This window comes from Pseudonocardia xinjiangensis (genome assembly GCF_012911925.1).
In the GTDB taxonomy this organism is placed as follows: Bacteria; Actinomycetota; Actinomycetes; order Mycobacteriales; family Pseudonocardiaceae; genus Pseudonocardia; species Pseudonocardia xinjiangensis.
Genome location: NZ_JAAXKY010000112.1, coordinates 1 through 24,958 on the forward strand (window position 1 = coordinate 1; position 24,958 = coordinate 24,958).

Below are 24,958 nucleotides of genomic sequence, written 5' to 3' on the forward strand. Positions count from 1 at the left end.
AGACCGATCTGCGTGAGTGCGACCTGCGCGGCGCCGACCTCACCGGGGCCCGCCTGCTGCGCACCCGGTTCGAGGGCGCCGACCTGCGCGGTGCCCGCATCGGCGCCGACGGTCTCGTCCAGGGCCGGCTGCTCGGGGCCACGATCGACGCCGAGCAGGCCATCGCGTTCGCCGCGGCCCACGGACTCCGCATCTCCTGACGGGCTGCCGGTGGGATCGTCGGGCGAGAGACGTGGTGGAGGATGGTGACGTGACGGCGACGCTGATGGATGGAAAGGCGACCCTGAACGAGCTACTGGGCGAGCTCGCGGGCCGGGTCGAGAAGCTCCGGGCCGACGGAGTGGTGCCGGGCCTGGGCACCGTGCTCGTCGGTGACGATCCGGGATCGCATTCCTACGTGCGCGGCAAGCACCGTGACTGCATGAAGGTCGGGATCACCTCGATCCAGCGCGAGCTGCCGGCGGACGCGACCCAGGCCGACGTCGAGCGGACGATCGACGAGCTGAACGCCGATCCGGCATGCACCGGCTTCATCGTGCAGCTGCCGCTCCCGAAGGGTCTCGACGCGGGCGCTGCGCTCGAGCGCATCGATCCGGCCAAGGACGCCGACGGCCTGGCCCCCGTCAGCCTCGGCCGCCTCGCGCTGGGCGAACCCGGTCCGCTGCCGTGCACGCCACGCGGCATCGTCGAGCTGTGCCGCCGCTACGGCGTGGAGCTGAACGGGGCGCGGGTCACGGTCGTCGGCCGCGGGGTCACGGTCGGGCGGCCGCTCGGGCTGCTGCTCACCCGCCGCAGCGAGAACGCCACCGTGACGCTGTGCCACACCGGTACCCGTGACCTCGCGGCGGAGGTGCGCCGCGCCGACATCGTCGTGGCGGCGGCGGGGGTACGGGGGCTGATCACGGCCGACATGGTCCGGCCGGGTGCCACGGTGCTCGACGTCGGCGTCACCCGCACCGACTCCGGCCTCGTCGGCGACGTCGCTCCGGACGTGGCTGAGGTGGCGGGCCTGCTCGCGCCGATGCCCGGTGGGGTCGGTCCGATGACGCGGGGGATGTTGCTGACGAACGTGGTGGAGGCAGCCGAACGGAGCCTGTCGACGTGAGCAGGCCTGTTCTTCGAGAGGCGGCCAGGGGCTGACATGGCCGGTATCCGCACGCGGCTCCCGGTGTACGCCCCGGTGATGCTGGTGATGCTCATCGCGGCCGCCGGCATGGTGCGGGTGCTCACGCAGCACTGGCGCGAGGGCGCGGTGCTGCTCGGCGGCGCCCTGCTCGTGGCGGGGCTGCTGCGCATCCTGCTTCCCGTCGACCGCGTCGGTCTGCTGGCGATCCGCAGCCGTCCGGTCGACGTCCTGTGCTACGCCGCGTTCGGTGTGGTGATGACGGCGTTGGCGGTGACGATCACCCGCGGTTCCTTCGACTTCGGGTGAGCGCTCGGGCACCGTGGGTCCATGGTCTCCCGACGGCTGCGGCCCCTGCGTCCCGATGAGCTCGACGACGAGCAGCGCGCCTTCCTGACCGCGCTGGACGAGCGGCCCCGCCCGGTGCAGCGCGGGGCGGACGGCTCACTGGAAGGTCCGTTCGACGCGATGCTGCGCGCCCCTCGCAGCGGGGTGGCCCTGCAGGGTGTCGGCGCGGCGCTGCGGTACCGGGGCGTGCTGTCGGACCGGGAGCGCGAGCTCGCGATCCTGCTGGTGGCCGCGCATCACCGCGCCGCGTTCGAGTGGCACGCGCACGCCCCGCTGGCCAGGGCGGCGGGCCTGCCGGACGCGCTGGTGGAGTCGGTGCGCACCGGCGGTGCCGTCGAGCCGGCGGACCCTGGCGAGCGGGTGGTCGCCGGGGCCGTCACGCAGTTGCTCACCACCGGGGACGTCGACGACCCGACCTGGGCCGCGGCCGTGGCCGCGCTCGGCGAGGCGGGTGCGGTGGAGCTGACCACGGTCGTCGGCTACTACTCGCTGCTCGCCCTGCAGATGCGGGTGCTCCGGGTGCCGCTCCCCGAGGGTGCCGCCCCCGTCGTCTTTCCTGCCTGACGGCATCGATCGTGGCGAGCGGGCGTCGATCGCCGGACTTCGCGGCATGATCGGGGTATGAGCGACCGTTCGGGACAGATCGTCGCAACGCTGGTCGATGCCTTCTCCGAGCTGATGACCGCGGACCCGGCGGCGTTCCGCACCAAGTTCCGCAAGATGGCTGCCGACCCGTTCGCGTTCTACCGCGGCAGCGCGTGCCTGTTCTACGCCGACGTCGCGCAGCGCGAGGACCCGTGGGCCGACGAGCGGACGAGCCGCGTGTGGATCCAGGGCGACCTGCACGCGGAGAACTTCGGCACGTACATGGACGGCGACGGGGTGTTGATCTTCGACGTCAACGACTTCGACGAGGCCTACGTCGGGCACTTCACCTGGGACGTCACCCGCTTCGCCGCGAGCCTCGCACTGCTGGGGTGGCGCAAGGCGATCTCGGACGACGACATCACCATGCTCGTGCAGCGGTACGCGCGGGCCTACCTGGACCAGGTGCGCTGGTTCGTCGACCGGGCTGACGACCGCAGCTTCTCGTTGCGCCTGGGCACCACCGACGGGGCGGTCCACCAGGTGCTGCAGCTGGCCCGGCTGCGGACGCGGGTGCGGCTGCTCGACGGGATCACCGAGACCGAGGGCTTCGACCGCGTGCTCCGGGAGGTACCCGGCCTGCGCAGGCTCGACGACGGGGAGCGCGCCACCGTCACCGAGGCCGTGGAGCGCTACATCGAGACGATCCCGGCGGCGAAGCGGTTCCGCGGGGTCACCTACACCGTGAAGGACGTGGCCGGGCGCTCCGGGTTCGGCATCGGCAGTGCGGGGCTGCCCGCGTACACGGTGCTGATCGAGGGCTACAACCAGGCGCTGGACAACGACGTGGTGCTGTCGGTGAAGCAGGGCAACGTGGCGGCGCCGTCGCGGGTGGTCACCGATCCGGCGATCGCGGGAGCGTTCCAGCACCACGGGCACCGCACGGCGGTGTCCCAGCGCGCGCTGCAGGCGCACGCCGACGCGTTCCTGGGCTGGACCGACCTCGACGGGGTCGGGTTCGTGGTCGGCGAGGTGTCGCCGTACGAGGCCGACCTGGACTGGTCGGAGCTGACCGAGCCGTCGGAGATCGCGCCCGTGGTGGACTACCTGGGCCGCGCGACGGCGAAGGTGCACTGCGTGGCCGACTCCGACGCCGACCACTCCCTGGTCCCGTTCCAGACAGAGGACGCGATCATGCGGGCGGTCGCCGGGCGGGACGACGAGTTCGTGGCGTGGGTCGTGCAGTTCGCCCACGAGTACGCGGCGCAGGTGCGGGCCGACCACGCCCTGTTCGTCGAGGCGTTCCGCGGCGGTGCCATCGCCGGGGTCAGCAGCAGCACCTCCTGATCAGCTCTGATCAGCGCGCGTAGAGCGTCCGGACCAGGTCCTCGATGGACGGCTCGACCACCGAGACGTCGCGCAGCTCCACCCGCTGCGCCACGGTCGCGATCAGCTCGGCGGCCGTGGTCGCGCCCGGGGAGAACTCCAGCCGTTGCCGCAGACCCTGGGCCTCCACCACGACGTCCACCACGCCGGCCAGACCGAGCAGCGGCGGGGCCGGCTCGGTGAGCTCGACGACGAGCACGCGGTTGCCGGCGAACCCGTGGCGCAGCGCCGCCAGCTCGTCGTCCACGAGCACACGGCCCTGGTCGATCACCACCACCCGCCGGCACAGTCGCTCGACGTCGGGCAGGTCGTGCGTGGTGAGCAGCAGGGTGACGTCGCCGCGCGCGTTCACCTCGGACAGGAACGAGCGCAGCCGCTCCTTGCTGGTGAGGTCCAGGCCGATCGTCGGCTCGTCGAGCACGAGCAGCTCGGGGGAGTGCAGCAGGGCGGCGGTGACCTCCCCGCGCATCCGCTGGCCCAGCGACAGCTGCCGCACCGGGGTGCGCAGGAAGCCGCCCATGTCGAGCAGCTCGACGCACTCGTCCAGCCGCTTCCGGTGCTGCGCCGTGGGGACGCGGTGGATCGCGGCGTGCAGGTCGAAGCTCTCCGCGAGCGGCAGGTCCCACCACAGCTGGCTGCGCTGGCCGAACACCACACCGATGCGGCGGCCCAGCTCGCGCCGCTCCCGCACCGGGTCGAGCCCGCACACGCTCGCGCGGCCCGCGGTGGGCACGAGCACCCCGGTCAGCATCTTGATCGTGGTGGACTTGCCGGCACCGTTCGGCCCGAGGAACCCGACCGCCTCCCCGCGCTCGACGTCGAGCGTCACGTCCTCCACAGCGGTGACGCGGCGGCGCCGCAGCCTCGTGCCGACGAGGAAGTCGCGGCGTAGCCCGTCGGTCGTGATGATCATGATCCCGTCCCCTGGTAGTGCCGGACACCGGTGCGCCAGACCAGAGCCGCCCCGGCCACCGCGACCGCCGCGACGAGCGGGGAGCTCCACCGCAGCGCCTCGGGCAGTCCGAGCGGGTCGGGGCGGCCCAGCAGCGCGAGGGCCGGGAAGTACGCCACGAACGCCGCCGGCACGGCGTAGCACATGGCCCGCCGCAGCCACGGGCCGTAGATCGTGATCGGGTACGAGGTGGAGAAGCCCGACCCGTAGGTGACGGAGTTCGCCACCTCACGGCCGTCGACCAGCCAGAACGAGACGGCGTTGGCGGCCACCCAGATCGCGGAAAGGATGACCGCACCCACCAGCGGCGCGGTGACGGCGAGCAGCACGCGCCCCGGCGTCCAGTCGATGTCGAGGCTGACCAGCGACCACCCCAGCACCCCCAGTCCGAAGGCGACGCGCCCGAGCCGCTTGAGCGCGACGTCGGCCGACAGCAACTGCGGGAGCGTGCCGAGCGGACGCAGCAGCATCACGTCGAACTCGCCGGTGCGGATGTAGGTGGGCAGCTCCTCGACCTGGCCCACGGTGAGGTCGGCGAGCCCGAACGCGGTGGCGGCCAGCCCGAAGATCAGCACGACCTCGGGCGCCGAGAACCCGCCGAGGGAGCTGACCTGGGTGAACACCACGAGGATCACCACGAGCTCGATGGCCTGCCCGATGAGCTGCGCCACGACGTCGAGCACGAAGGACCCGGGGTAGGCGAGCTGGCTGCGGATCCGCGACGCGACGATCCGCCGGTAGACGCCCCGGCGCGGCCCCGCCGGGGTGGAGCCGGGGAAGTTCAGGAAAGCCACTTTCCTGCCCCCTGCGGACTGCAAAGTGGCTTTCCTGAACCTGGCCGGGCCGTCGGCGCCGCGGTCAGCCACCCTGCACCACCAGGCGGCGGGTGCCTCTCGCCAGCGTCGCGCGGCCGGCGAGGAGGAGCAGGGCGGCCCAGACCAGCTGGGTGGCCAGCAGCCCGAACGGGTTGCCGCGCTCGGTGAACACGTCGATCGAGCTCTGGAACATCGACGGGAACGGCGTCCACGACAGCACCGCCTGCGCCCACGCCGGGAACCACGCCAGCGGCACCACCAGCCCGCTCAGCACCCCGCCCGCGACACCCCACACGGCCAGCACGCCCCGGGCGTCCAGCAGCCAGAACGCGCTCGCGTTGAGCAGGAACCGGATGCCGAAGCTCACCACCACCGCGAGCACGACGGAGACGGCGAACAGCAGCCAGGTCTCCGGCCGCTCGGGCCAGCGGAACGGGAACAGCAGCGCCCCGACCGCGGCGGGCGGGAGCAGCCGCATCACGACCGCATGGCCGGCGCGGCCGAGGTCGGTGGCGAGCATCGCGGACTGGAGGTCCCATGGCCGCCCGAGGTCGACGACGACGTCCCCGGTGCGGATCCGGCGGGCCAGTTCTTGGTCACCCCACAGCAGCACGACGTTGAGCAGGCCCTGCCCGAGCCAGACGTACGTGACGGCCGTGGCCAGGTCGTAGCCGGCGACCGTGCCGCGTTCGGCCAGTACGGCGGTGAGCACGGCGGCCCGCAGGAGCCCGAAGACGATGTTGGTGGCGAGTCCGGCGACCGTGGCCTGGCGGTAGCTCGCGTAGCGCCGGTAGCCCGCGACGAGGAGCTGGGGATAGGGCGCGAGCACGCCTGTCGACGCTACGGGCGGGCACAACCGGTTTTCACCGGCGCGGTGGCCGCCGGAACCCCCGCCCCCGTTGCAGCAAAGCCACTTTCACGCAACGAGGTTGCATGAAAGTGGCTTTGCTGCAATCCGGGGTGGTGCGGGGGTGCGGTGCTAGAAGGCCGCGATCGTCTCGTTCAGCGTGGTGCTGGGGCGCATGATCTCGTCCGTCTTCGCCTTGTCGACGTAGTAGTAGCCGCCCAGGTCCACCGGCTTGCCCTGCACGGAGTTGAGCTCGTCGACGATCGTGGCCTCCTCGGCGGCCAGGCGCTCGGCCAGCGGGGCGAAGATCTTCGCCAGCTCCGCGTCGTCGGTCTGCTCGGCCAGTGCCTGGGCCCAGTACAGCGCGACGTAGAAGTGGCTGCCCCGGTTGTCCAGCTCACCCGCGCGGCGCGACGGGGACTTCCCGTTCTCCAGCAGCTTCCCGGTGGCGTCGTCGAGTGCCTTGCCGAGCAGTGCCGCGCGGGGGTTGTCGTCCTTCTCGGCCAGGAACTCCAGCGAGACGGCCAGCGCGAGGAACTCGCCGAGGGAGTCCCAGCGCAGGTGGTTCTCGCGCACCAGCTGCTGCACGTGCTTCGGCGCCGAGCCGCCCGCGCCGGTCTCGAACAGCCCGCCACCGTTCATCAGCGGGACGATCGAGAGCATCTTCGCGCTCGTGCCGAGCTCCATGATCGGGAACAGGTCGGTGAGGTAGTCGCGCAGCACGTTCCCGGTGACCGAGATCGTGTCCTCGCCGCGCTTCGTGCGCTCCAGCGTGTACCGCGTGGCCTCGGCGACGGGGAGGATCTCGACGGTCAGGCCGTCGGTGTCCTCCTCGGCCAGGTACGTGCGGACCTTCCCGATCACCTCGGCGTCGTGGCCGCGCGTCTCGTCGAGCCAGAACACGGCGGGCGCGCCGGTGGCGCGGGCGCGGGAGACGGCGAGCTGCACCCAGTTGCGGATCGGGGCGTCCTTGGTCTGGCAGGCGCGCCAGACGTCGCCCTCGGCGACCTCGTGCTCCAGCAGGGTGGTGCCGGCCGCGTCGACCACCCGGACGGTGCCGGCTGCCGCGATCTCGAACGTCTTGTCGTGGCTGCCGTACTCCTCGGCCTTCTGCGCCATCAGGCCGACGTTCGGGACGGTGCCCATCGTGGTGGGGTCGAACGCGCCGTGTTCGCGGCAGAACGCGAGGGTCTCGTCGTAGAGCGCGGCGTAGGACGAGTCCGGGATGACGAACTTCGCGTCCTGCTGCTCGCCCTTGGCGTTCCACATCTGCCCGGAGGAGCGGATGGCGGCCGGCATCGAGGCGTCGATGATGACGTCGCTGGGCACGTGCAGGTTGGTGATGCCGCGGTCGGAGTCGACCATGGCCAGCGCGGGACCGCTGTCGTAGGAGGCGGTGATCGCCTTCTCGATGGCCTCGCGCTTCTCGGCGGGCAGCTTCTCGAGGGCGGTGAGCACGCTCGCGAGACCGTCGTCGGGGTCGGCACCGACCGACGCGAGGTCCTCGCCGTACTGCGCGAACACGTCGGAGAAGTACGTCTCGACGGCGTGGCCGAACAGGATCGGGTCGGAGACCTTCATCATCGTGGCCTTGAGGTGCACCGAGAACAGCACGCCCTTGGCCTTGGCGTCGGCGATCTGCTCGGCGAGGAACGCCCGGAGCGCATCCCTGCGCATCACCGCGGCGTCGACGATCTCCCCGGCCAGCACCGGGAACGCGGGCTTGAGGACGGTGACCGTGCCGTCCGCCGCCACGTGCTCGATCCGCAGCTCGGTGGGCTCCTCCAGGGTGAGCGAGACCTCGGAGTGGCGGAAGTCGCCGTCGCTCATGGTGGCGACGTGCGAGGCCGACTCGCCCGACCACTCGCCCATGGAGTGGGGGTGCTTGCGGGCGAAGTTCTTGACCGACGCGGGGGCACGGCGGTCGGAGTTGCCCTCACGCAGGACGGGGTTGACCGCGCTGCCCTTGACCGCGTCGTACGACGCGCGCGCTGCCTTCTCGGAGTCGGTGCGGGGGTCCTCCGGGTAGTCCGGGATGTCGTAGCCCGCGCCCTGCAGCTCCTTGATCGCCGCCTTCAGCTGGGGGATCGAGGCGCTGATGTTGGGCAGCTTGATGATGTTGGCCTCTGGCGTCTTCGCCAGGTCGCCGAGCTCGGCGAGCGAGTCGGGCACCCGCTGCGCGTCGGTCAGCCGATCCGGGAACTGCGCGAGGATGCGGCCGGCGAGGGAGATGTCACGCGTCTCGACGTCCACCCCCGCCTTGCCGGCGAACGCCTCGATGATGGGCAGGAGCGAGTGCGTGGCGAGCGCCGGTGCCTCGTCCGTGTATGTGTAGATGACCTTCATCGTTGCTTCGGGCCTGCCTCGGGACTGGTCGGACCTGGACGGCGGAGCGCGATGCTCCTTTCCCGACACGCTATCCCCTGTTCCGGACGCCTGTGGGATCGAGTCGCGGACACGACGATCAGACCGGACGACGTCACAATCGCCGAAGATCGTCGGTGGGATCCGGGTGGTCGTTCCGCTACCGTTGGTGCACACCACCGTCCCCCGGGAGACATGGCCGTGGCAAGGTTCAAGGTTCCGAAGCTCGAGAAGAAGACGTTCCGCGGCTGGACCTTCGTGGTGTTCGCCGGCGTGGTGCTCGCGCTCGTCGCGATCATCGACCGCGGCGGCCTCGACGAGCTGCGCACCAGCGCCGACGGGTCCACCGGCTGCCAGCTCGAGGTGGCCGCCGACGAGCTGAACGTGCGCACCGAGCCCAGCGCCGACTCCGCCCTCGTCCAGACGCTCGTCCGAGGCGACCGCGTCGACGGCACCCGGATCATCACCAACGGCTTCCGGCAGCTCGAGGGCAACCGGTGGGCGGCGAGCCAGTTCCTGACCCCGTTGCCGGGTACGAACTGCGCCTGAGGGACGCTGCGGGCGTGCGCACCGTCAGCTCGGTCAACGTCAACGGGGTACGGGCGGCCGCGGCGAAGGGGCTGCTCCGGTGGTTGGCCGGCACCTCGGCCGACGTCGTCTGCCTCCAGGAGACCCGCGCGCAGCTCGACGAGATACCGCCCGCGATCCTCGACGGCTGGCACCTCGCCTACGCCCCGTGTGACAGCGCCCGCGGTCGCAACGGCGTCGCGGTGCTCACCCGGGAGCCGCCGGACGCCGTGCGGGTTGGCATCGGCGCCGCGGAGTTCGACGGGTCCGGTCGTTACCTGGAGGTCGACCTGCCCGGCGTCACGGTCGCGTCGCTGTACCTGCCCAACGGCACCGTCGGCACGCCGCGGCAGGAGGAGAAGGACCGCTTCCTCGCCCTGTTCGCCACCTACCTCGCCGAGCGGCGGGAGAAGGCGGCCGCCGAGGACCGCGAGGTGCTGGTCTGCGGCGACTGGAACATCGCGCCCACCGAGGCGGACATCCGCAACTGGCGCGGCAACGTCAAGAACTCCGGGTTCCTCCCCCACGAGCGGGAGTGGATGGCGGCCCTGTTCGCCTGCGGGTGGGTGGACGTCGTGCGTGCCCTGCACCCGGGCGTCGACGGGCCGTACTCGTGGTGGTCCTACCGGGGCCGCGCCTTCGACAACGACGCGGGCTGGCGCATCGACCACCACGTCGGGACGCCCGGGCTGGCCGCCCTGGCCGTCTCCGCGGTGGTGGAACGGGCCCCGAGCCACGGAGAGCGCTGGTCGGACCACGCCCCCGTCACCGTGGTGTACGGGTCATGACCCCGGTCAGCCCGACCCGCCTGATCGGGGGTCGCTACGTGGTGCTGGGCGAGCTCGGCCGCGGCGGCATGGGGATCGTGTGGCGTGCCGAGGACCGGGTGATGGGCCGGCAGGTGGCGGTGAAGGAGCTGCACCTGCCCGACGGCCTCGGCCTCCAGGAGCGACGCTCGTTCCGGGAGCGGCTGCTGCGGGAGGCGCGCACGGCCGGGCGGCTCAACGACCCCGGCATCGTCACCGTCTACGACGTGGTCACCGACGACGGGGTCGACCACATCGTCATGGAGCTGGTGGAGGCCCCCACCCTCGCCGAGGTGGTGGCCAGGCAGGGGCCACTCGACGAGCGGACGGCCACCGCCGTGGCCCAGCAGCTGCTGAGCGCGTTGCGGGCCGCGCACGACAACGGCGTGGTGCACCGCGACGTCAAGCCCAGCAACGTCATGCTCGGCCCGAACGGCCGCGTGCGGCTGGCCGACTTCGGGATCGCCCAGGCCGTCGACGACCCCGGGCTGACCACCACGGGCTCGGTCATCGGGTCACCCGGCTACATGTCGCCGGAGCGGCTGGAGGGGGCGCAGGCCACACCGGCCGCCGACCTGTGGGCGGCCGGTGCGACGCTGTTCCACGCCCTGCACGGCGCCGGCCCGTTCGCCCGGGAGACGGCGGCGGCCACGATCTCCGCCGTGCTGCACGCCGACGTGCCGACCGCCCGCACCCGCGGGCCGCTCGGAGCGGTCATCGCGGGGTTGCTGCAGCGGTCCCCGCAGGCCCGGCTCACCGGCGTCCAGGCCGCTGCCCTGCTGGCCTCGACGGGCTCGGAGACCGCGCCGATGTTCGGCGGCCCACCGACCACCCAGGCCGCGTCCGCCGCCGCGTCCCGCCGGTGGGGGTGGCCGGTGGCCGCGCTGGTGCTGGGCCTGGTGCTGGGTCTGGTGGGCGGGTTCGCACTGGCTGGAGCGGGCGTCTTCGCCCCGGCCGGCCCCGCCGTCACCACACTGACCTACGGCCAGGGCGGTGACGTGCCGGTCTTCGGGTCCGTGTCCCGGGCCTGTCTGCAGGGGCAGCTGGCGCCGGGCCGGGCGTTCCCCATCGGCTCCACGGTGAGCTGCGACGGCCCGCACGATCTCGAGATCTTCCAGACCTTCGACCCGTTCGGCACCCAGCGCGATCTGCCGTATCCCGGGCGCGACCAGCTCGCCGGCTACGCGGGGCAGGCGTGCTCGCTGGTGTTCGACTCGGGGCTGGTCGCCGGGCCGGACAAGGACCGGCTCGAGGTCGCGTCCCTCGTGCCGTCGCAGGCGTCGTTCGAGACGAGGGCCGACTCCTCGTCCAGCTTCACGGGCCGTGACGTCATCTGCCTGCTGCGCTCGTCCGACGGCCGTCAGCTCACCGGCACCCGGATCGCGGAGGACCCGGGCTGAGCGGCTCCCGGGTTGCAGCAAAGCCACTTTGACGCAACCTCGTGGCATGAAAGTGGCTTTGCTGCAATGGGGTCGCTCGCTCGCCGCCCGGCGTGATGGGATGCGGCCATGAGCACCGCCACGCACCGCAACATCGACCTCGTGGTGGCCGCCCTCACCGCGGGCGGCGCCGACCCGTCCCGGATCGCCCGGCTGCGGGTGCTGCCGGACGCCGCCACCACCGCCGCGGCCGCTGCGGCGGCGCTGGGCGTCGAGGTGGGGCAGATCGCCAACTCCCTGGTCTTCGAGATGTCCGGCGGCGTCCCGCTGCTCGTGCTCACCTCCGGCGCGCACCGGGTGGACACGGCCAAGGTCGCGGCGCTCCTCGGGGTGGAACGGGTACGCCGGGCGTCTCCGGAGTTCGTGCGCGAGGCCACCGGGCAGCCCATCGGCGGGGTGGCGCCGGTCGGGCACCCGGCACCGCTGCGCACGCTCGTCGACCGGGATCTGGAGAGCTTCGACGAGGTCTGGGCGGCAGGCGGCATCCCGCACGCCGTGTTCCCCAGCACCTATGCCGAGCTGCTGGCTGTCACCGGCGGAGAGCCGGCGGACGTCGCGTAGGCGGCGCGCTGTGGGCGGGCACCACATGGACACATGTGGCTGTCGGCGGCGCCGGTGCAGCAGCGATATGTGTCCATGACGCGGCCGGGGCGCGTCACCCGCCGATGTGGAGCGCCTCTTTGACGAACACCTTCAGATAGTTGGGGGTGCCCTGGGTGGTGGTCACCTCGATGCAGGCGCGCACGTGCCGGTCGTCGACGGCTTCGCGGAGAAGGAGGTCGGCCAGGTCGGCGCGGGAGGTGAACATCCCCGTCACCCGCTGCGGAGCGACCATGACGCCGTAGTCGCTGACGGCGGCGGTGTCGAACAGCCCTGACGGGCGCACGATCGTCCAGTCGAGATCGGTGGCGCGGACGATCTGCTCCATGCGGCGAACGTCCTCGTAGACGGACCGTCCCATGCTGAGCAGGACCGGCCCGACGACCCTGCGGAAGAGGAACGTCATCTCCGGCGGTATGTCGGTGTGCACGCCGATGGAGCTGACGCAGACCAGCCGGCGCAGGCCGTGCCGGCTCATCGCCTCCGCGATGTTGCGGGTGCCCTGCGAGAACGTCGTGACCGGCTCCTTGGTGTACGGGACGCCCAGTGTCGAGATCACCCGGTCCTGGCCTGCCACCGCGCGGGCGACCGCGGCCGGGTCGAGAGCATCGCCGCCGCTCACGCGCAGCTGCGGCGCCGTCAGCGGGAACTCGTCGGGCCGCCTGGTCACGGCTGTGACCGTGTGTCCCTCGTCGAGGGCCTGCTGGGTGAGCAGCCGTCCGGTGGGGCCGTTCGCCCCGAACACCACCAGCTTCACGTGCTTCTCCTTCGGTGACCGGTCACGCCGGGCGCAGCAGCAGTGGGAGGAACGTCATCCCGTGGGCCCGCAGCCGCGCCCGGACCTGGCCGTAGTAGCTGGGGGAGACGAGCTGGCGCAGCAGGAACGACAGCGGGGGACCGGGCAGCCGCACGTAGTTGACCAGCGCATAGGGGGCGTCGGGCTCCGGGCGCAGCAGGGTGGAGTTGTCCACCCCGAGCACCCCGGCGTACCAGCCGGAGATGTCGTCCCAGGCCGCCTGCGCATCGTCTGCATCGGCAGCGGTGAAGTGGTTGAGCAGGAACGTCGCGTCCCGGGTGCGCTCGGTGTCGCCGAAGCGGCGCACGTTGTGCGCGGTCATCGCCTGCACCACCGGAATGCCGTCGGCCTCGAACCCGGCCCGGAGCGCCGCGAGCGGCGCAGCATCGTCCGGTCCGACGACGGCGCGGGCGAGCACCACCACGTCGAACCGCGGGACCTCGCTGATCGGCGGGATCAGAACCGTCTCGAGCACGGTCGCGTCCGCGAGACGGCCCTGGTCACCGACGCCCGCGTCGTCGAGCAGCGCGTGGCAGCGCGCGATCATCCGGGCGCGCTCGGCGCTGCGGCGCACCCTGGGACCGGTCGTCCTCGGGTCGATGCTGAGCCCGAGATAGAGCCAGGTACCCGGGATCGGCTCGGTGAACGGGGGTCGGGGAAGGGGCGGGGCGAGGGCCTGCTGATCGGGCCTGGCCATCTCGGTCCTCCGATGCCGTTACTTCGGATTAACAAACACTTTGGATATACGAACCTTATACGCTGGGCTCGTGGCCGACAAGGACGAGTTGCCGAGCGGGGACCAGGTGGCGCAGGTGCTGGGGTACATCCCGCAGATCGGGGCGTACTTCCGGCGCGAGGCCGCCGAGGTTCCGGAGGCACTCGCCGTGCTGTTCGCCGAGCACCGGCTGACCGCCCGGCACGGCGGCGTGCTGGCCCAGCTCGCTCCGTCGCCACCGATGAGCGTCACCGAACTGGCGGGACGGATAGGGGTGTCGCTCTCGACGGCCAGCGAGCTGGTCGGCGACCTGAGCCGGGCCGGGGTCGTCGCCCGTCGGGAGGATCCGGACAACCGCAGGCGCACCCTGGTCAGCATCTCCGACGACTGGCGTGAGGTCGTGCAAGGCGTCGTCGCCGAGCGCTCCGCGCCACTGATCGCCGCGCTCGGCGACCTCTCCCCGCGCGACCTCGAGGGTTTCGCCCGCGGCCTGGCGGCGTGGGCCCGGGAGGTCCGCCCCCGGTGAGGCAGGCAGGCATCCGGGCGATCGAATCGGGTTAGGGCAGCACCCTCCGAGCCACCCTGATGATCTGCCCTGGAGGCCCCGTGCCCGCCACACTTCGCGAACCCGTTCTCGACCGCATCACGCGCCGGAGGCTGCTGACCGGCGCGGGTGCGCTGGGCGCGCTCGGGCTGGTGACGGCCTGCGGCGGGGCCATCGACAGCGCGACCGGGGCGTCCCCGGCGTCCGGCACGGGCGGCTTCCCGCTCAGCGTGGAGCACCGCAACGGGACGACCCGGATCCCCGCCGCGCCCCAGCGGGTCGTCACCGTCGGGTACAGCGACCAGGACCCGGTGCTCGCGCTCGGCGTCCGCCCGTTCGGGGTCACCGACTGGTACGGCGACCACCCCTACGCCACCTGGCCGTGGGCGCAGGACGAGCTGGGCGACGCGCAGCCGGTGGTGATGAACCGCGGCACCTTCACCGGCACCCCCGAGTACCGGTACGAGGAGATCGCCGCGATGGCTCCCGACCTGATCATCGGGCTCTACACCGGCATGGACGCCACCCAGTACGAGACGCTTTCGCGCATCGCGCCGACCGTCGGGCCGCCCGCCGGGTTTCCCGAGTGGGGGGGCGCCGTGGCAGGAGTACACGCGGCTCGCCGGCCGGGCGCTCGGCCGTCCGGAACGCGCCGACGAGCTCATCGCCGGGATCGACGCCCGGCTCGCCGCCGCCCGCGCCGCACATCCGCAGTTCGAGGGGCGCAGCGCCGTGGTCGCCGAGCGCAACGAGCCGGGGCTGTCCTTCGTCCGGTCGCCCAACGACCAGCGCTCCCAGCTGGTCGCCGCTCTCGGCGTCACGATCCCGCCGGAGATCGGTCAGCTCGCCGGTGACCAGGACGGCGCGACGATCAGCGACGAGCAGATGGGTCTGCTCGACCGCGACGTGCTGTTGTGGAACACCGGCTTCAGCCCGGAGGTGCGGCCGGAGGTGGAGGCCGCTCCGCTCTACTCCCAGCTGGGCGTGGTCCGGGCCGGGCGCTCGATCTTCGTGGAGGACCCGATGGTCTCCGCGGCGTGGACCTGGGGCACCGTGCTGAGCCTGCCCAGCGTCATCGACTCCCTGGTGGCGCAGCTGGCCGCGGCGGTGAGGTGAGGTCCGGGCTTTCCGCGCCCGGGAGCGGGGTGGCGCCCGTCACCCCGGCCGCAGGCACCGTCGGTCGACCGCTCCGATTCTGCGACCTACTGTTCAGGAGTGTCTGATTTCGTGAGCGTGCCGGAGTTGCCGGTCTCTGCCTCCGCCCTGCGTCGAGCGCTGCGCCGGGTCCGTGACGGTGCCGCGCTCGACGTCACCGAGGCAGCTGTGCTGCTGGCCGCACGCGGGGAGGAGCTCGACGAGCTATTGGCCGCCGCGTCCCGGGTGCGGGACGCCGGCCTGGTCGCCGAGGGCCGACCCGGCGTGGTCACCTACTCCCGCAAGGTCTTCATCCCGCTCACCAGGCTCTGTCGCGACCGCTGCCACTACTGCACGTTCGCCACGGTGCCGCATCGCGTTCCGTCCGCGTTCCTGGAACGCGACGAGGTGCTGGAGATCGCCAGGGCGGGCGCGGCTGCGGGGTGCAAGGAAGCCCTGTTCACCCTCGGCGACCGCCCGGAGGACCGCTGGCCCGCCGCCAAGGAGTGGCTCGAGGCGCGTGGCTACGACTCCACGCTCGACTACGTGCGGGCCTGCGCGATCGCCGTGCTGGAGGAGACGGGCCTGCTCCCGCACCTCAACCCCGGCGTGCTGAGCTGGGCGGAGCTGACGCGGCTCAAGCCGGTGGCCCCGAGCATGGGCATGATGCTGGAGACCACGGCCACGCGCCTGTGGTCCGAGCCCGGCGGCCCCCACTACGGGAGCCCGGACAAGGACCCCGCGGTCCGGCTCCGCACTCTGACCGACGCCGGGCGGGTGGGCGTCCCGTTCACCACCGGGATCCTGATCGGGATCGGGGAGAACCGCACCGAGCGGGCCGAGTCGATCTTCGCGATCCGCTCGGCGGCCAGGGCACACGGCCACATCCAGGAAGTGATCATCCAGAACTTCCGTGCCAAGCCCGACACCGCCATGGCGAACGACCCCGACGCCGATCTCGAGGACCTGGCGGCCACCATCGCCGTCGCCCGCGTGGTGCTCGGCCCGAAGATGCGCGTGCAGGCTCCGCCCAACCTCGTCGGCGAGGAGTTCGCGCTCATGCTCCGCGCGGGCATCGACGACTGGGGCGGCGTCTCGCCCGTCACGGCCGACCACGTCAACCCCGAGCGGCCGTGGCCCGCGATCGACGAGCTGGCCGTCCGCTCCGCCGCGGCCGGGTTCACCCTGCGGGAGCGGCTCACCGCCTACCCGAAGTACGTGCTGGCGGGCTCGCCGTGGATCGACACACGGCTGCACGCGCACGTCGCGGCGCTCGCCGACCCGGAGACGGGACTCGCCAACGCGAGCGCGGCGGTGCAGGGGCGGCCGTGGCAGGAGCCCGACGGCGGGTTCGAGTCGTCCGGCCGGATCGACCTGAACACCGAGATCGACACCGAGGGACGCACCGAGGACCGCCGCGGCGACTTCGAGTCGGTGTATGGCGACTGGAACGAGCTGCGGTCCGAGCTGGCGGCCCACCAGCAGTCGGCGCCGGAGCGGCTCGACTCCGACGTCCGTGCCGGGCTCGTGCTCGCCGCCTCCGACCCGGCGGCGCTGCTCGACCCGGCCCACGAGGCCGCCGCGATGGCGGTGCTCACCGCCGACGGCCGCGCGCTCGAGGAGCTCACGCGGCTCGCCGACCAGCTGCGCGCCGACGTGGTGGGCGAGCCGGTGTCGTACGTCGTCAACCGGAACATCAACTTCTCGAACGTCTGCTACGTCGGCTGCCGGTTCTGCGCGTTCGCCCAGCGCGAGCGCGACGCCGACGCGTTCCGGCTGTCGCTCGACGAGGTGGCCGCCCGTGCCGTGGAGGCCGCGCAGGACGGCGCCACCGAGGTCTGCATGCAGGGCGGCATCGACCCCCAGCTGCCGGTCACCTTCTACGCCGACCTGGTGCGCGCCGTGAAGGCCGCCGTGCCGGACATGCACGTGCACGCGTTCAGCCCGATGGAGATCGTCAGCGCGGCGGCGAAGGCCGGCGTCTCGATCGAGGAGTGGCTCACCGAGCTGCGCGACGCGGGGCTCGGCTCGATCCCGGGCACCGCGGCCGAGATCCTCGACGACGAGGTGCGCTGGGTGCTCACGAAGGGCAAGCTGCCCGCGGCGCAGTGGCTGGAGGTGGTGGGCACCGCCCACCGGCTCGGCATCCCGTCGTCGTCCACGATGATGTACGGCCACGTCGACGAGCCGCGGCACTGGCTCGGCCACCTGCGCACGCTCGCCGTCCAGCAGGACAGGTCGCGCGAGGCGGGCGGCGCGTCGTTCACGGAGTTCGTGCCGCTCCCGTTCGTGCACCACAACGCGCCGATCTACCTCGCGGGCATCGCCCGGCCCGGACCCACCACGCGGGACAACCGCGCCGTTCACGCGTTCGCCCGCCTCGCCCTGCACGGGCGCATCGACCACGTGCAGTGCTCGTGGGTGAAGCTCGGCGACGACCTCTCCGCACAGATCCTGCAGGGTGGCGCCGACGACATGGGCGGCACGCTCATGGAGGAGACGATCAGCCGGATGGCGGGCTCGGAGAACGGCTCGGCGCGCACCGTCACCGAGCTGGCGGCGATCGCGGAGAAGGCGGGACGGCCGGTGCGGCAGCGCAGCACCACCTACCTCGAGCCCGTGGCCCGCGTGGTGCCTGCGGAGCGGCCGGGTCCCCGGCTGATTCCGCTGACCTCCGCCTGACGCGGGTCGTCGCTTTCGGGAGGAATGGCTTCCGCGCCGACCGGTCGATTCCTGAACAATGGACGAATCCGGGGCGTGATGCCATTCCTCCCGATGAGCGTGGTCTTTTCACGTGCCGGTTACATCAGGTCGCGCGCGGTTTCCGGGAAAACTCCTAACGTGGACGGGGCGAACGCGCCAGGAGCGTCGCCGTCCGGACGGGAGCGCGATGCTGGAGCTGGTGGTGCGCCGGGCCCGGACGCCGGACGGCGCCGCGGCGCCGGTCGACATCGGGATCGAGGCCGGGCGCATCGTCGCCGTCGAGCACCACCTCGATGCCGAGTGCCCTGAGCTGGACGCGGGCGGCCGCCTGGTGGTGCCGGGGCTGGTGGACACGCACCTGCACCTGGACAAGTCGCGCACCGCCGACCGCTGCGTGCAGACCGAGGGCACGCTGGCCGAGGCGATCCGGGAGACGGCGCGGATCAAGGCCGCGTTCACGGAGGACGACGTCTACGAGCGGGCGCGCGCCACGCTGGAGGACTGCGTCCGGCACGGCACCACGAGGGTCCGCACCCACGTCGAGGTCGATCCCGTGGTGGGCCTGCGCGGGCTCGACGCCGTGCAGCGGCTGGCCGCGGATCTCGCCTGGGCCGTGGACGTGCAGGTCTGCGTCTTCGCGCAGGAAGGGCTCACCGACTCCGCGGGCACCGACGCGCTGCTCGTCGAGGCGCTCGAACGGGGCGCTCCGGTGGTCGGAGGTGCGCCGTACGCCGACGTCGACCCCTCGGGCCAGCTCGACCGCGTGTTCGAGCTCGCCCGCCGCTACGACGTGGACGTCGACCTGCACCTCGACCTCGCCGAGACCGCCGACGGGATGCAGCTGGCCGATGTCTGCAAGCGGACCGTCGCGCAGGGCTGGGAGGGTCGGGTGACGGTCGGGCACGTCACGCAGCTCTCCCTGGTGCCGCCCGCCGAGTACACCGCCCTGTGCGAGCTCGTGGCCGGGTCCGGGGTGGCGATGACCGTGCTGCCCGCGACCGACCTCTTCCTGATGGGCCGCGCCGCCGGCGCCGCCAAGCCACGTGGGGTGGTGCCTCTCGGGCCGCTGCTGGCTTGCGGTGCGACGTGCTCGGTGGCCACGAACAACGTGCTCAACGCCTTCACGCCGTTCGGTGACGGCTCTCTCGTCCGGATGGCGAACCTCTACGCCAACGTCTGCCACGCGGGCAGCCGCGCGCAGCTGCGGGAATGCCTGGAACTGGTCACGACGAGCGCCGCGCGGGTCCTGCGCGCACCGGACTACGGCATCCGGCCAGGAGCCCGCGCCGACCTCGTGTGCCTCGACGCGGACGACGAGGCCGGCGCCGTCGCTCGCGTGGCCCCCGCCTGCTGGGGACTCAAGAACGGCCGCCCCTCGTTCACCCGGGATCTGCCGGTCCTGCACCGACCAGGAGGAACCGCATGACGCTGCTGTCCGTACCCGTGATCGACATCGCCCCCTTCCGGAACGGGAGCCCGGCTGACCGCGCGGCGGTGGCCGCCGCGGTGGACGCCGCCTGTCGCGACATCGGTTTCCTCGTCGTCTCCGGCCACGGTGTCCCCGAGCGCAGGCTCGCCCAGATCGGCGACGTCACCCGCCGTTTCTTCGATCTCCCGATCGAGGAGAAGCTGCGGGTCCGGCGGCCGGCTCCGGACGTCTCGCGGGGCTACGTGGGCATCGAGGGCGAGTCGGTCGGACGTTCCCGCGACGCCGCCGCCACGGCAGGCGACCTCAACGAGAGCTTCATGATCGGCCCCGTCGACCTGCCCGACCCCGACTACGCCGGCTCGGCCGCGGCGGGTACGCACTTCGCGCCCAACCTCTGGCCCGAGGAGCCTGCCGAGCTGCGCAGGATCTACTGCACCTACTACCGCGCGATGGGCGACCTGGCAGCGCTGCTCATGGAGATCTTCGCCGTGGCGTTGGAGCTGCCGGACGACTACTTCGCCGACAAGATCGACAAGCACATCAGCAGGTTGCGGGTGCGCAACTACCCCGAGCCGAAGGTGGCGCCGCTGCCCGGACAGCTGCGGGTAGGCGCCCATTCCGACTACGGCAGCCTCACGATCCTCGCCACGGAGGACCGGCCAGGCGGGCTCCAGGTGCGCAACTCCGACGGCGACTGGGTCGACGCCCCGATCGTCCCGGGCGCGTTCATCATCAACATCGGAGACCTGCTGGCCAGGTGGACGAACGACCGGTGGGTCTCGACGCTGCACCGGGTGGTCAACCCCGACGAGAGCGACCTCGCCGGGAGCCGTCGGCAGTCGGTCATCTTCTTCCACAACCCCAACTACGACGCCGAGATCCGCTCCATCCCCACCTGCGTCGACCCGGGAACGGGGCCCTCATACGAGCCGATCACGTCGGGGGCGCACCTGCGCAGGCTGTTCGTCACCACCCAGAACGTCGCCTGAGCACGACAGGGGCCCGGCACCCGTGGACACATCGACATGGCGGATCCTCGCCGATCCGCTCGTCGGCCCGACGGCACCCGGCGTGCTCGACGGGCTCACGATCGCCGTGAAGGACCTCTTCGCCGTGGCCGGGCAGGTGACCGGCGCAGGCAACCCCACCTGGCTGGCGGAGCAGGACCGCCACGACCGCCACGCCGCTGCGGTGGAGTCGCTGCTCGGCGCCGGGGCGAGCGTGGCCGGCATCGCCCGGACCGACGAGTTCGCCTACAGCCTGGCCGGCCAGAACGCGCACTACGGGACGCCGCCCAACCCCGCCGCTCCCGGCGCGGTGAGCGGTGGGTCGACCAGCGGACCGGCCGCTGCGGTGGCGCTGGGCCAGGTCGACATCGGCCTCGGCACCGACACCGCGGGCTCGATCCGCGTCCCGGCCTCGTACCAGGGGCTGGTCGGTCTCCGGCCGACGCACGGCGCGGTCCCCGCCGAGGGGATGCAGCCGCTCGCGCCGTCCTTCGACACCGTCGCCTGGCTGGCCCGCGAGCCGCGCACGGCGGCACGGGTGGCCGACGTCCTGCTCGCGCACCTGCCCGGGCGCGCCGTGGCACGCCGCACGATCGTCCTGCCCGCACTCGATGCAGGTGTGGCACCCGACATCGTCGCGGCGGCCTCGGACGTGCGGCAGCGGCTCGTCGCCCACGGCGTGCTCGCCGCCGCCGAAGCCGTCGATCTCGACCCCGCCGCGCCTGCCGCCTGGGTGACGGCGTTCCGCACGGTGCAGGCCCACGAGGCGTGGCGCGAGTACGGCGGCTGGATCGACACCCATCCCGGTGCACTCGGTGCCGACATCGCGGGCCGCTTCGCCGTCGGAAAGGCCCTCACGGAGGACGCCGCGTGCGCCGCTCGCGAGACGGTGGCGGCGGCAGGCGGCCTGCTCCGGGACCTGCTCGACGACGCGGTTCTCGTCATCCCGACGACGGCAGGTGGCGCGCCGTTCCCGGACGGCGGCGGGGCCGTCGAGGACGAGCGCGCGGCGACGCTGCGGCTGACCCACCTCGCGTCGGCGGCCGGGACGCCCGCGGTGTCGGTGCCGCTCCTGCGCGCCGCCGATGGCCGTCCCGCCGGCCTCTGCTTCGTCGGCGCGCCCGGTACGGACCGGGCGCTGCTCGGGCTCGCCGAGTCCGCGGTCGCGGCGATGACCGGCGCATGACGGCCGCCGCCTGCCGCTCCGGAGCGGACGCCGACGGGGGTGGCGGCCGTATCGTGGGGCCATGGGCATCCTGGGCGAGCTCTTCCCCGGTCAGAAGATCCGTGACGAGTCCGGCGAGTCCGGCAACGGGCAGGAGTGGGAGCTCGGCCCGATCGACCTCGACAAGCGCACCGTCGAGGTCCGCCGGGTCGAGCCGGCCGGTGAGGAGCCGGCGCCCGACTCCGAGAACTGACCCGAGGACCGAACTGTCGTCCACCACCAGGGGAACCGGATGAGCCGCCCACTCGAGGGCCTGCACGTGGTCGAGTGCGCGAGCTTCGTCGCGGGCCCGACCGGCGGGATGACCCTCGCCCAGCTCGGCGCCGACGTCGTCCGCGTCGACCCGATCGGCGGTGGCAGCGACCAGCACCGCTGGCCCGTGGCCGGCAACGGGACGGGCGGTGCGCAGGCCGAGTCGTACTACTGGGCGTCGCTGAACAAGGGGAAGCGCTCGGTGGCGCTCGACCTGCGCTCCGCGGAGGGCCGGGAGCTGCTCACCGCACTCGTCACGGCGCCGGGACCGGACCGCGGCGTGCTCGTCGACAACGTGGTCGGGCGCCGCTGGATGGCCAACGACGTGCTCGTCGCCCGCCGTTCCGACCTGATCCACGTGCGTGTCCAGGGCTACCCCGACGGGCGTCCCGCGGTGGACTACACCGTCAACGCGGAGGTGGGGATCCCGCAGATCACCGGGCCGGAGGAGGGCGGCGCGCCCGTCAACCACGTGCTGCCTGCCTGGGACTTCACGGCGGGCCTCAGCATCTCCACCGCCGTGCTCGCCGCCCTGCACGACCGGGGGCGCACGGGGCGGGGCGCGTACGTCGAGCTGGCTCTGTCGGACGTGGCGCTGGCCGGTGTCGCCAACCTGGGCTGGCTGTCGGAGGCGGCCGAGCGCGGCCGGGAGCGGCCGCGGCACGGCAACCACGTGTACGGCAGCTTCGGCGTCGACTTCGCCTGCTCGGACGGCCAGCGGGTGATGGTCGTCGCCCTCACCGAGGGACAGTGGGACGCGCTGCGCAAGGTCACGGGCACGGCCGCCGTGTTCGCCGCGCTGGAGACGGCACTGGAGGCCGACCTCAACCGCGAGTCGGAGCGCTACCGGCTCCGCGAGACGATCGCGGCGATCCTGCGGCCGTGGTTCGCCGCCCGCGACCTGGCGCGGGTCAGCGAGGAGCTCGACGCCGCCCGGGTGCTCTGGGGCCGCTACCGCGGCATGACCGAGGTGGTCGCCGCCCACCGCCAGGGCGCCCACCCGGTGCTCGCCGACATGTCCCTCCCGAGCGGCGCGGATGCGATCACCGCCCGCTCGCCGTTGCGCTGGAACGGCGACCACGGGGCGCCCGGCGAGACGCCGGAGCTCGGCCGCGACAGCGAGCAGGTCCTCGCCGAGGTCCTGGGCCTCGACGCCGCCGAGATCGGCAGGCTCGTCGACGCGGGCACCGTCGCCGGAGCCGGCTGACCCATCGCTGTGGCGCCGGGCACCGGCCCGTCACCCCGAGGACCGCAGTTGCGAGAATCGAGGCATGACCGCAGCCACCGACCGCCGCCCGCGGGTGCTCTCCGGCATCCAGCCGACCGCGGAATCGTTCCACCTGGGCAACTACCTCGGTGCGATCCGGCAGTGGGTGGCGTTGCAGGACGACCACGACGCGTTCTACTTCGTCCCCGACCTGCACGCGATCACCGTGGAGCACGACCCGAAGACCCTCGCCGCCCGCACCCGCAACTCGGTGGCGCAGCTGCTGGCTCTCGGCCTCGACCCCGACCGGTGCACGATCTTCGTGCAGTCCCACGTCTCCGAGCACACGCAGCTGGAGTGGGTGCTGGGCTGCATCACCGGCTTCGGTGAGGCGAGCCGGATGACACAGTTCAAGGACAAGTCGGCGCGGCAGGGCTCCGACGAGCGGGTCACCGTCGGCCTGTTCACCTACCCGATCCTGCAGGCCTCCGACATCCTGCTCTACCAGCCCGAACGGGTGCCGGTGGGCGAGGACCAGCGCCAGCACGTGGAGCTCACCCGCGATCTCGCCCAGCGGTTCAACTCCCGCTTCGGCAAGGCGCTCACGGTGCCGCAGCCCTACATCCTCTCCGGGGCCGCCAAGATCCAGGACCTGCAGGACCCCACGGCGAAGATGAGCAAGTCGGCGTCGAGCCCGTCCGGGATCGTCGAGCTGCTCGACGACCCCAAGGTGAGCGCGAAGAAGATCCGCTCCGCGGTCACCGACACCGAGCGGGAGATCCGGTTCGACCCGGAGGCAAAGCCCGGCGTCTCCAACCTCCTGACGATCTACTCCGCCCTCACCGACCGCAAGATCTCCGAGCTCGAGGCGGAGTACGCCGGCAAGGGCTACGGCGACCTCAAGAAGGATCTCGCCGACGTCGTCGCGGACTTCGTTGATCCGCTGCAGGAACGGGTACGCACGTATCTGGACGACCCGGCGGAGCTCGACCGGGTGCTCGCCCGCGGCGCCGCAAGGGCGCGGGAGGTCGCCGGGGCCACGCTGGCCGCCGTCCACGAGAAGATCGGGTTCCTGCCACCGACAGGATGAGGTGAGGCGCGTGGCCGTCCCCGCAGCGAAGGCGAAATCAGCCGGGCCGTCGAGGCTCGAGAAGCTGCGGGCGCGCCACGGGTGGATCGACCATCTCGTGCGGGCGGGCGGGCGCTACACCGACCGCCACGGCGACCACTACGCCGCCGCCATCACGTACTTCAGCGTGCTGTCGCTGGTCCCGCTCGTGATGGTCGCGTTCGCCGCCGCCGGCTACGTGCTGTTCTTCCGTCCCGAGCTGCTGGCGCAGCTCCAGGCGGGGATCTCCAAGAACGTGCCTGCCGGGTTGGAGGGCGTGATCAACCCGATCATCGACGGGGCGATCGCGTCACGCAACGCCGTCGGGGCGGTCGGCCTGCTCGCGGCGCTGTACTCCGGCATCGGCTGGATGTCCAACCTGCGGGAGGCGCTGTCGGAGCAGTGGGGACAGGTACCGGCCACCCCCGCCCTGCCCAAGCGCATCTTCTTCGACCTGCTCACGCTGATCGGTCTCGGGCTGGCGCTGGTCGGTTCGTTCGCCATCACCGGGCTGGCGTCGGGGTTCGCCGCCACCCTGCTCCGGCTCGTCGGGCTGGCAGACCAGGGCTGGGCAGCGGTCCTGCTCACCGTGCTCGGGATCGTGCTCGGCCTCGTGGCCAACTGGTTCATCTTCCTCTGGGTGATCGCCCGCCTGCCCCGGGAGCACGCCACCCTGCGCAGTGCCGCCAAGGCCGCGTTGCTGGGCGCGGTGGGATTCGAGGTGCTCAAGCAGGTGATGACCTACTACCTCGCCTCGGTCACCACCTCGCCGAGCGGGGCGATCTTCGGCCCGCTGCTCGGCCTGCTCGTCTTCGCCTTCTTCGTCTCCCGGTTCATCCTCTTCGTCACGGCCTGGGCCGCCACCGCGGACGAGAACGAGCAGGAGGAACCCGCCCCCGTCCCCGGCCCGGCGGTGATCCGTTCCGAGGTCACGGTGCACTCCGGCCCCACCCGCGGCACGGCCGCCGGCCTGCTCGGCGCCGGCCTCGTCACGGGCCTGCTCGGC

The 24,958-nt window shown here is 72.5% G+C and carries 24 protein-coding genes and 2 pseudogenes; 20 read left to right on the forward strand and 6 right to left on the reverse strand.

The window, feature by feature from the left end; all coding sequences use genetic code 11:
• The 5 genes from HF577_RS26915 to HF577_RS26935 form a co-directional block, all read left to right on the forward strand.
• Nucleotides 1–200, forward strand: a 200-nt coding sequence (locus HF577_RS26915; RefSeq protein WP_169398761.1) for a pentapeptide repeat-containing protein, incomplete at its 5' end; no start/stop codon positions are given.
• A gap of 50 nt (nucleotides 201–250) precedes the next feature.
• On the forward strand, nucleotides 251–1,105 hold the full coding sequence (locus HF577_RS26920) for a bifunctional methylenetetrahydrofolate dehydrogenase/methenyltetrahydrofolate cyclohydrolase (protein ID WP_169398762.1): 855 nt from the start codon (nucleotides 251–253) through the stop codon (nucleotides 1,103–1,105).
• A gap of 36 nt (nucleotides 1,106–1,141) precedes the next feature.
• Nucleotides 1,142–1,432, forward strand: a complete 291-nt coding sequence (locus HF577_RS26925; RefSeq protein ID WP_169398763.1) for a DUF3017 domain-containing protein — start codon at nucleotides 1,142–1,144, stop codon at nucleotides 1,430–1,432.
• Between the two features lie 21 nt (nucleotides 1,433–1,453).
• Nucleotides 1,454–2,035 carry a carboxymuconolactone decarboxylase family protein gene (locus HF577_RS26930; RefSeq protein WP_169398764.1) on the forward strand — a complete coding sequence of 194 codons (582 nt, stop codon included), beginning with the start codon at nucleotides 1,454–1,456 and terminating at the stop codon, nucleotides 2,033–2,035.
• Nucleotides 2,036–2,092: 57 nt separating this feature from the next.
• Nucleotides 2,093–3,403, forward strand: a complete 1,311-nt coding sequence (locus tag HF577_RS26935) for a DUF2252 domain-containing protein (RefSeq protein WP_169398765.1) — start codon at nucleotides 2,093–2,095, stop codon at nucleotides 3,401–3,403.
• Nucleotides 3,404–3,413: 10 nt separating this feature from the next.
• On the opposite strand, the gene HF577_RS26940 is transcribed toward HF577_RS26935, so the two are convergent.
• From HF577_RS26940 to HF577_RS26955, 4 genes are all read right to left on the reverse strand, one after another.
• Nucleotides 3,414–4,355, reverse strand: a complete 942-nt coding sequence (locus HF577_RS26940) for an ABC transporter ATP-binding protein (RefSeq protein ID WP_169398766.1) — start codon at nucleotides 4,353–4,355, stop codon at nucleotides 3,414–3,416.
• A complete protein-coding gene (locus tag HF577_RS26945; protein WP_312859410.1) occupies nucleotides 4,352–5,188 on the reverse strand; it encodes an ABC transporter permease in 837 nt (278 codons plus the stop codon). Before HF577_RS26945 ends, HF577_RS26940 begins: the two co-directional genes overlap by 4 nt.
• 64 nt (nucleotides 5,189–5,252) lie before the next feature.
• Nucleotides 5,253–6,038: an ABC transporter permease gene (locus tag HF577_RS26950; RefSeq protein ID WP_169398767.1), complete on the reverse strand. Its 786-nt coding sequence runs from the start codon at nucleotides 6,036–6,038 to the stop codon at nucleotides 5,253–5,255.
• A gap of 150 nt (nucleotides 6,039–6,188) precedes the next feature.
• Nucleotides 6,189–8,402 carry an NADP-dependent isocitrate dehydrogenase gene (locus HF577_RS26955; protein ID WP_169398768.1) on the reverse strand — a complete coding sequence of 738 codons (2,214 nt, stop codon included), beginning with the start codon at nucleotides 8,400–8,402 and terminating at the stop codon, nucleotides 6,189–6,191.
• 213 nt (nucleotides 8,403–8,615) lie between these two features.
• On the opposite strand from HF577_RS26955, the gene HF577_RS26960 reads away from it, so the two are divergent.
• The 4 genes from HF577_RS26960 to HF577_RS26975 all read left to right on the forward strand — a co-directional run bounded on the left by HF577_RS26960 (nucleotide 8,616) and on the right by HF577_RS26975 (nucleotide 11,793).
• Entirely contained in the window at nucleotides 8,616–8,969 is a 354-nt protein-coding gene (locus HF577_RS26960; protein ID WP_169398769.1) for an SH3 domain-containing protein, read from the forward strand.
• A 14-nt stretch (nucleotides 8,970–8,983) separates the two neighbouring features.
• Nucleotides 8,984–9,775, forward strand: a complete 792-nt coding sequence (locus HF577_RS26965) for an exodeoxyribonuclease III (RefSeq protein ID WP_169398770.1) — start codon at nucleotides 8,984–8,986, stop codon at nucleotides 9,773–9,775.
• On the forward strand, nucleotides 9,772–11,193 hold the full coding sequence (locus tag HF577_RS26970; protein WP_169398771.1) for a serine/threonine-protein kinase: 1,422 nt from the start codon (nucleotides 9,772–9,774) through the stop codon (nucleotides 11,191–11,193). Before HF577_RS26965 ends, HF577_RS26970 begins: the two co-directional genes overlap by 4 nt.
• A 108-nt stretch (nucleotides 11,194–11,301) precedes the next feature.
• Nucleotides 11,302–11,793 carry a YbaK/EbsC family protein gene (locus tag HF577_RS26975; RefSeq protein ID WP_169398772.1) on the forward strand — a complete coding sequence of 164 codons (492 nt, stop codon included), beginning with the start codon at nucleotides 11,302–11,304 and terminating at the stop codon, nucleotides 11,791–11,793.
• A 94-nt stretch (nucleotides 11,794–11,887) separates the two neighbouring features.
• On the opposite strand, the gene HF577_RS26980 is transcribed toward HF577_RS26975, so the two are convergent.
• A complete protein-coding gene (locus tag HF577_RS26980) occupies nucleotides 11,888–12,589 on the reverse strand; it encodes an NAD(P)-dependent oxidoreductase (RefSeq protein WP_169398773.1) in 702 nt (233 codons plus the stop codon).
• A gap of 22 nt (nucleotides 12,590–12,611) precedes the next feature.
• Nucleotides 12,612–13,325 (reverse strand): hypothetical protein, encoded by a 714-nt coding sequence (locus HF577_RS26985; protein WP_169398774.1) that lies wholly within the window; start codon nucleotides 13,323–13,325, stop codon nucleotides 12,612–12,614.
• A 70-nt stretch (nucleotides 13,326–13,395) separates the two neighbouring features.
• On the opposite strand from HF577_RS26985, the gene HF577_RS26990 reads away from it, so the two are divergent.
• From HF577_RS26990 to yhjD, 11 genes and pseudogenes are all read left to right on the forward strand, one after another.
• Nucleotides 13,396–13,869 carry a MarR family winged helix-turn-helix transcriptional regulator gene (locus HF577_RS26990; RefSeq protein ID WP_312859411.1) on the forward strand — a complete coding sequence of 158 codons (474 nt, stop codon included), beginning with the start codon at nucleotides 13,396–13,398 and terminating at the stop codon, nucleotides 13,867–13,869.
• A gap of 59 nt (nucleotides 13,870–13,928) precedes the next feature.
• Nucleotides 13,929–14,441 (forward strand): annotated as a pseudogene (locus tag HF577_RS40260) (hypothetical protein); the annotation flags it as partial.
• A gap of 100 nt (nucleotides 14,442–14,541) precedes the next feature.
• Nucleotides 14,542–15,003, forward strand: a pseudogene (locus HF577_RS37645) (ABC transporter substrate-binding protein); the annotation flags it as partial.
• Between the two features lie 99 nt (nucleotides 15,004–15,102).
• Nucleotides 15,103–17,703 (forward strand): bifunctional FO biosynthesis protein CofGH, encoded by a 2,601-nt coding sequence (locus tag HF577_RS27000; protein ID WP_169398775.1) that lies wholly within the window; start codon nucleotides 15,103–15,105, stop codon nucleotides 17,701–17,703.
• 208 nt (nucleotides 17,704–17,911) lie between these two features.
• Nucleotides 17,912–19,150 (forward strand): amidohydrolase family protein, encoded by a 1,239-nt coding sequence (locus tag HF577_RS27005; RefSeq protein WP_169398776.1) that lies wholly within the window; start codon nucleotides 17,912–17,914, stop codon nucleotides 19,148–19,150.
• The gene (locus tag HF577_RS27010; RefSeq protein ID WP_169398777.1) at nucleotides 19,147–20,142 is read left to right on the forward strand and encodes an isopenicillin N synthase family dioxygenase; all 996 of its coding nucleotides are present in this window, start codon (nucleotides 19,147–19,149) and stop codon (nucleotides 20,140–20,142) included. The genes HF577_RS27005 and HF577_RS27010 overlap by 4 nt, the downstream gene beginning before the upstream one ends.
• Nucleotides 20,143–20,164: 22 nt before the next feature.
• Nucleotides 20,165–21,346 carry an amidase family protein gene (locus HF577_RS27015; RefSeq protein ID WP_169398778.1) on the forward strand — a complete coding sequence of 394 codons (1,182 nt, stop codon included), beginning with the start codon at nucleotides 20,165–20,167 and terminating at the stop codon, nucleotides 21,344–21,346.
• A gap of 61 nt (nucleotides 21,347–21,407) precedes the next feature.
• Nucleotides 21,408–21,578 (forward strand): hypothetical protein, encoded by a 171-nt coding sequence (locus HF577_RS27020; protein WP_169398779.1) that lies wholly within the window; start codon nucleotides 21,408–21,410, stop codon nucleotides 21,576–21,578.
• Nucleotides 21,579–21,617: 39 nt separating this feature from the next.
• The gene (locus tag HF577_RS27025; RefSeq protein WP_169398780.1) at nucleotides 21,618–22,844 is read left to right on the forward strand and encodes a CoA transferase; all 1,227 of its coding nucleotides are present in this window, start codon (nucleotides 21,618–21,620) and stop codon (nucleotides 22,842–22,844) included.
• A 64-nt stretch (nucleotides 22,845–22,908) separates the two neighbouring features.
• Entirely contained in the window at nucleotides 22,909–23,934 is a 1,026-nt protein-coding gene (gene trpS, locus HF577_RS27030) for a tryptophan--tRNA ligase (protein ID WP_169398781.1), read from the forward strand.
• 10 nt (nucleotides 23,935–23,944) lie between these two features.
• The coding region (gene yhjD / locus HF577_RS27035; protein ID WP_169398782.1) for an inner membrane protein YhjD at nucleotides 23,945–24,958 on the forward strand (1,014 nt) is incomplete at its 3' end.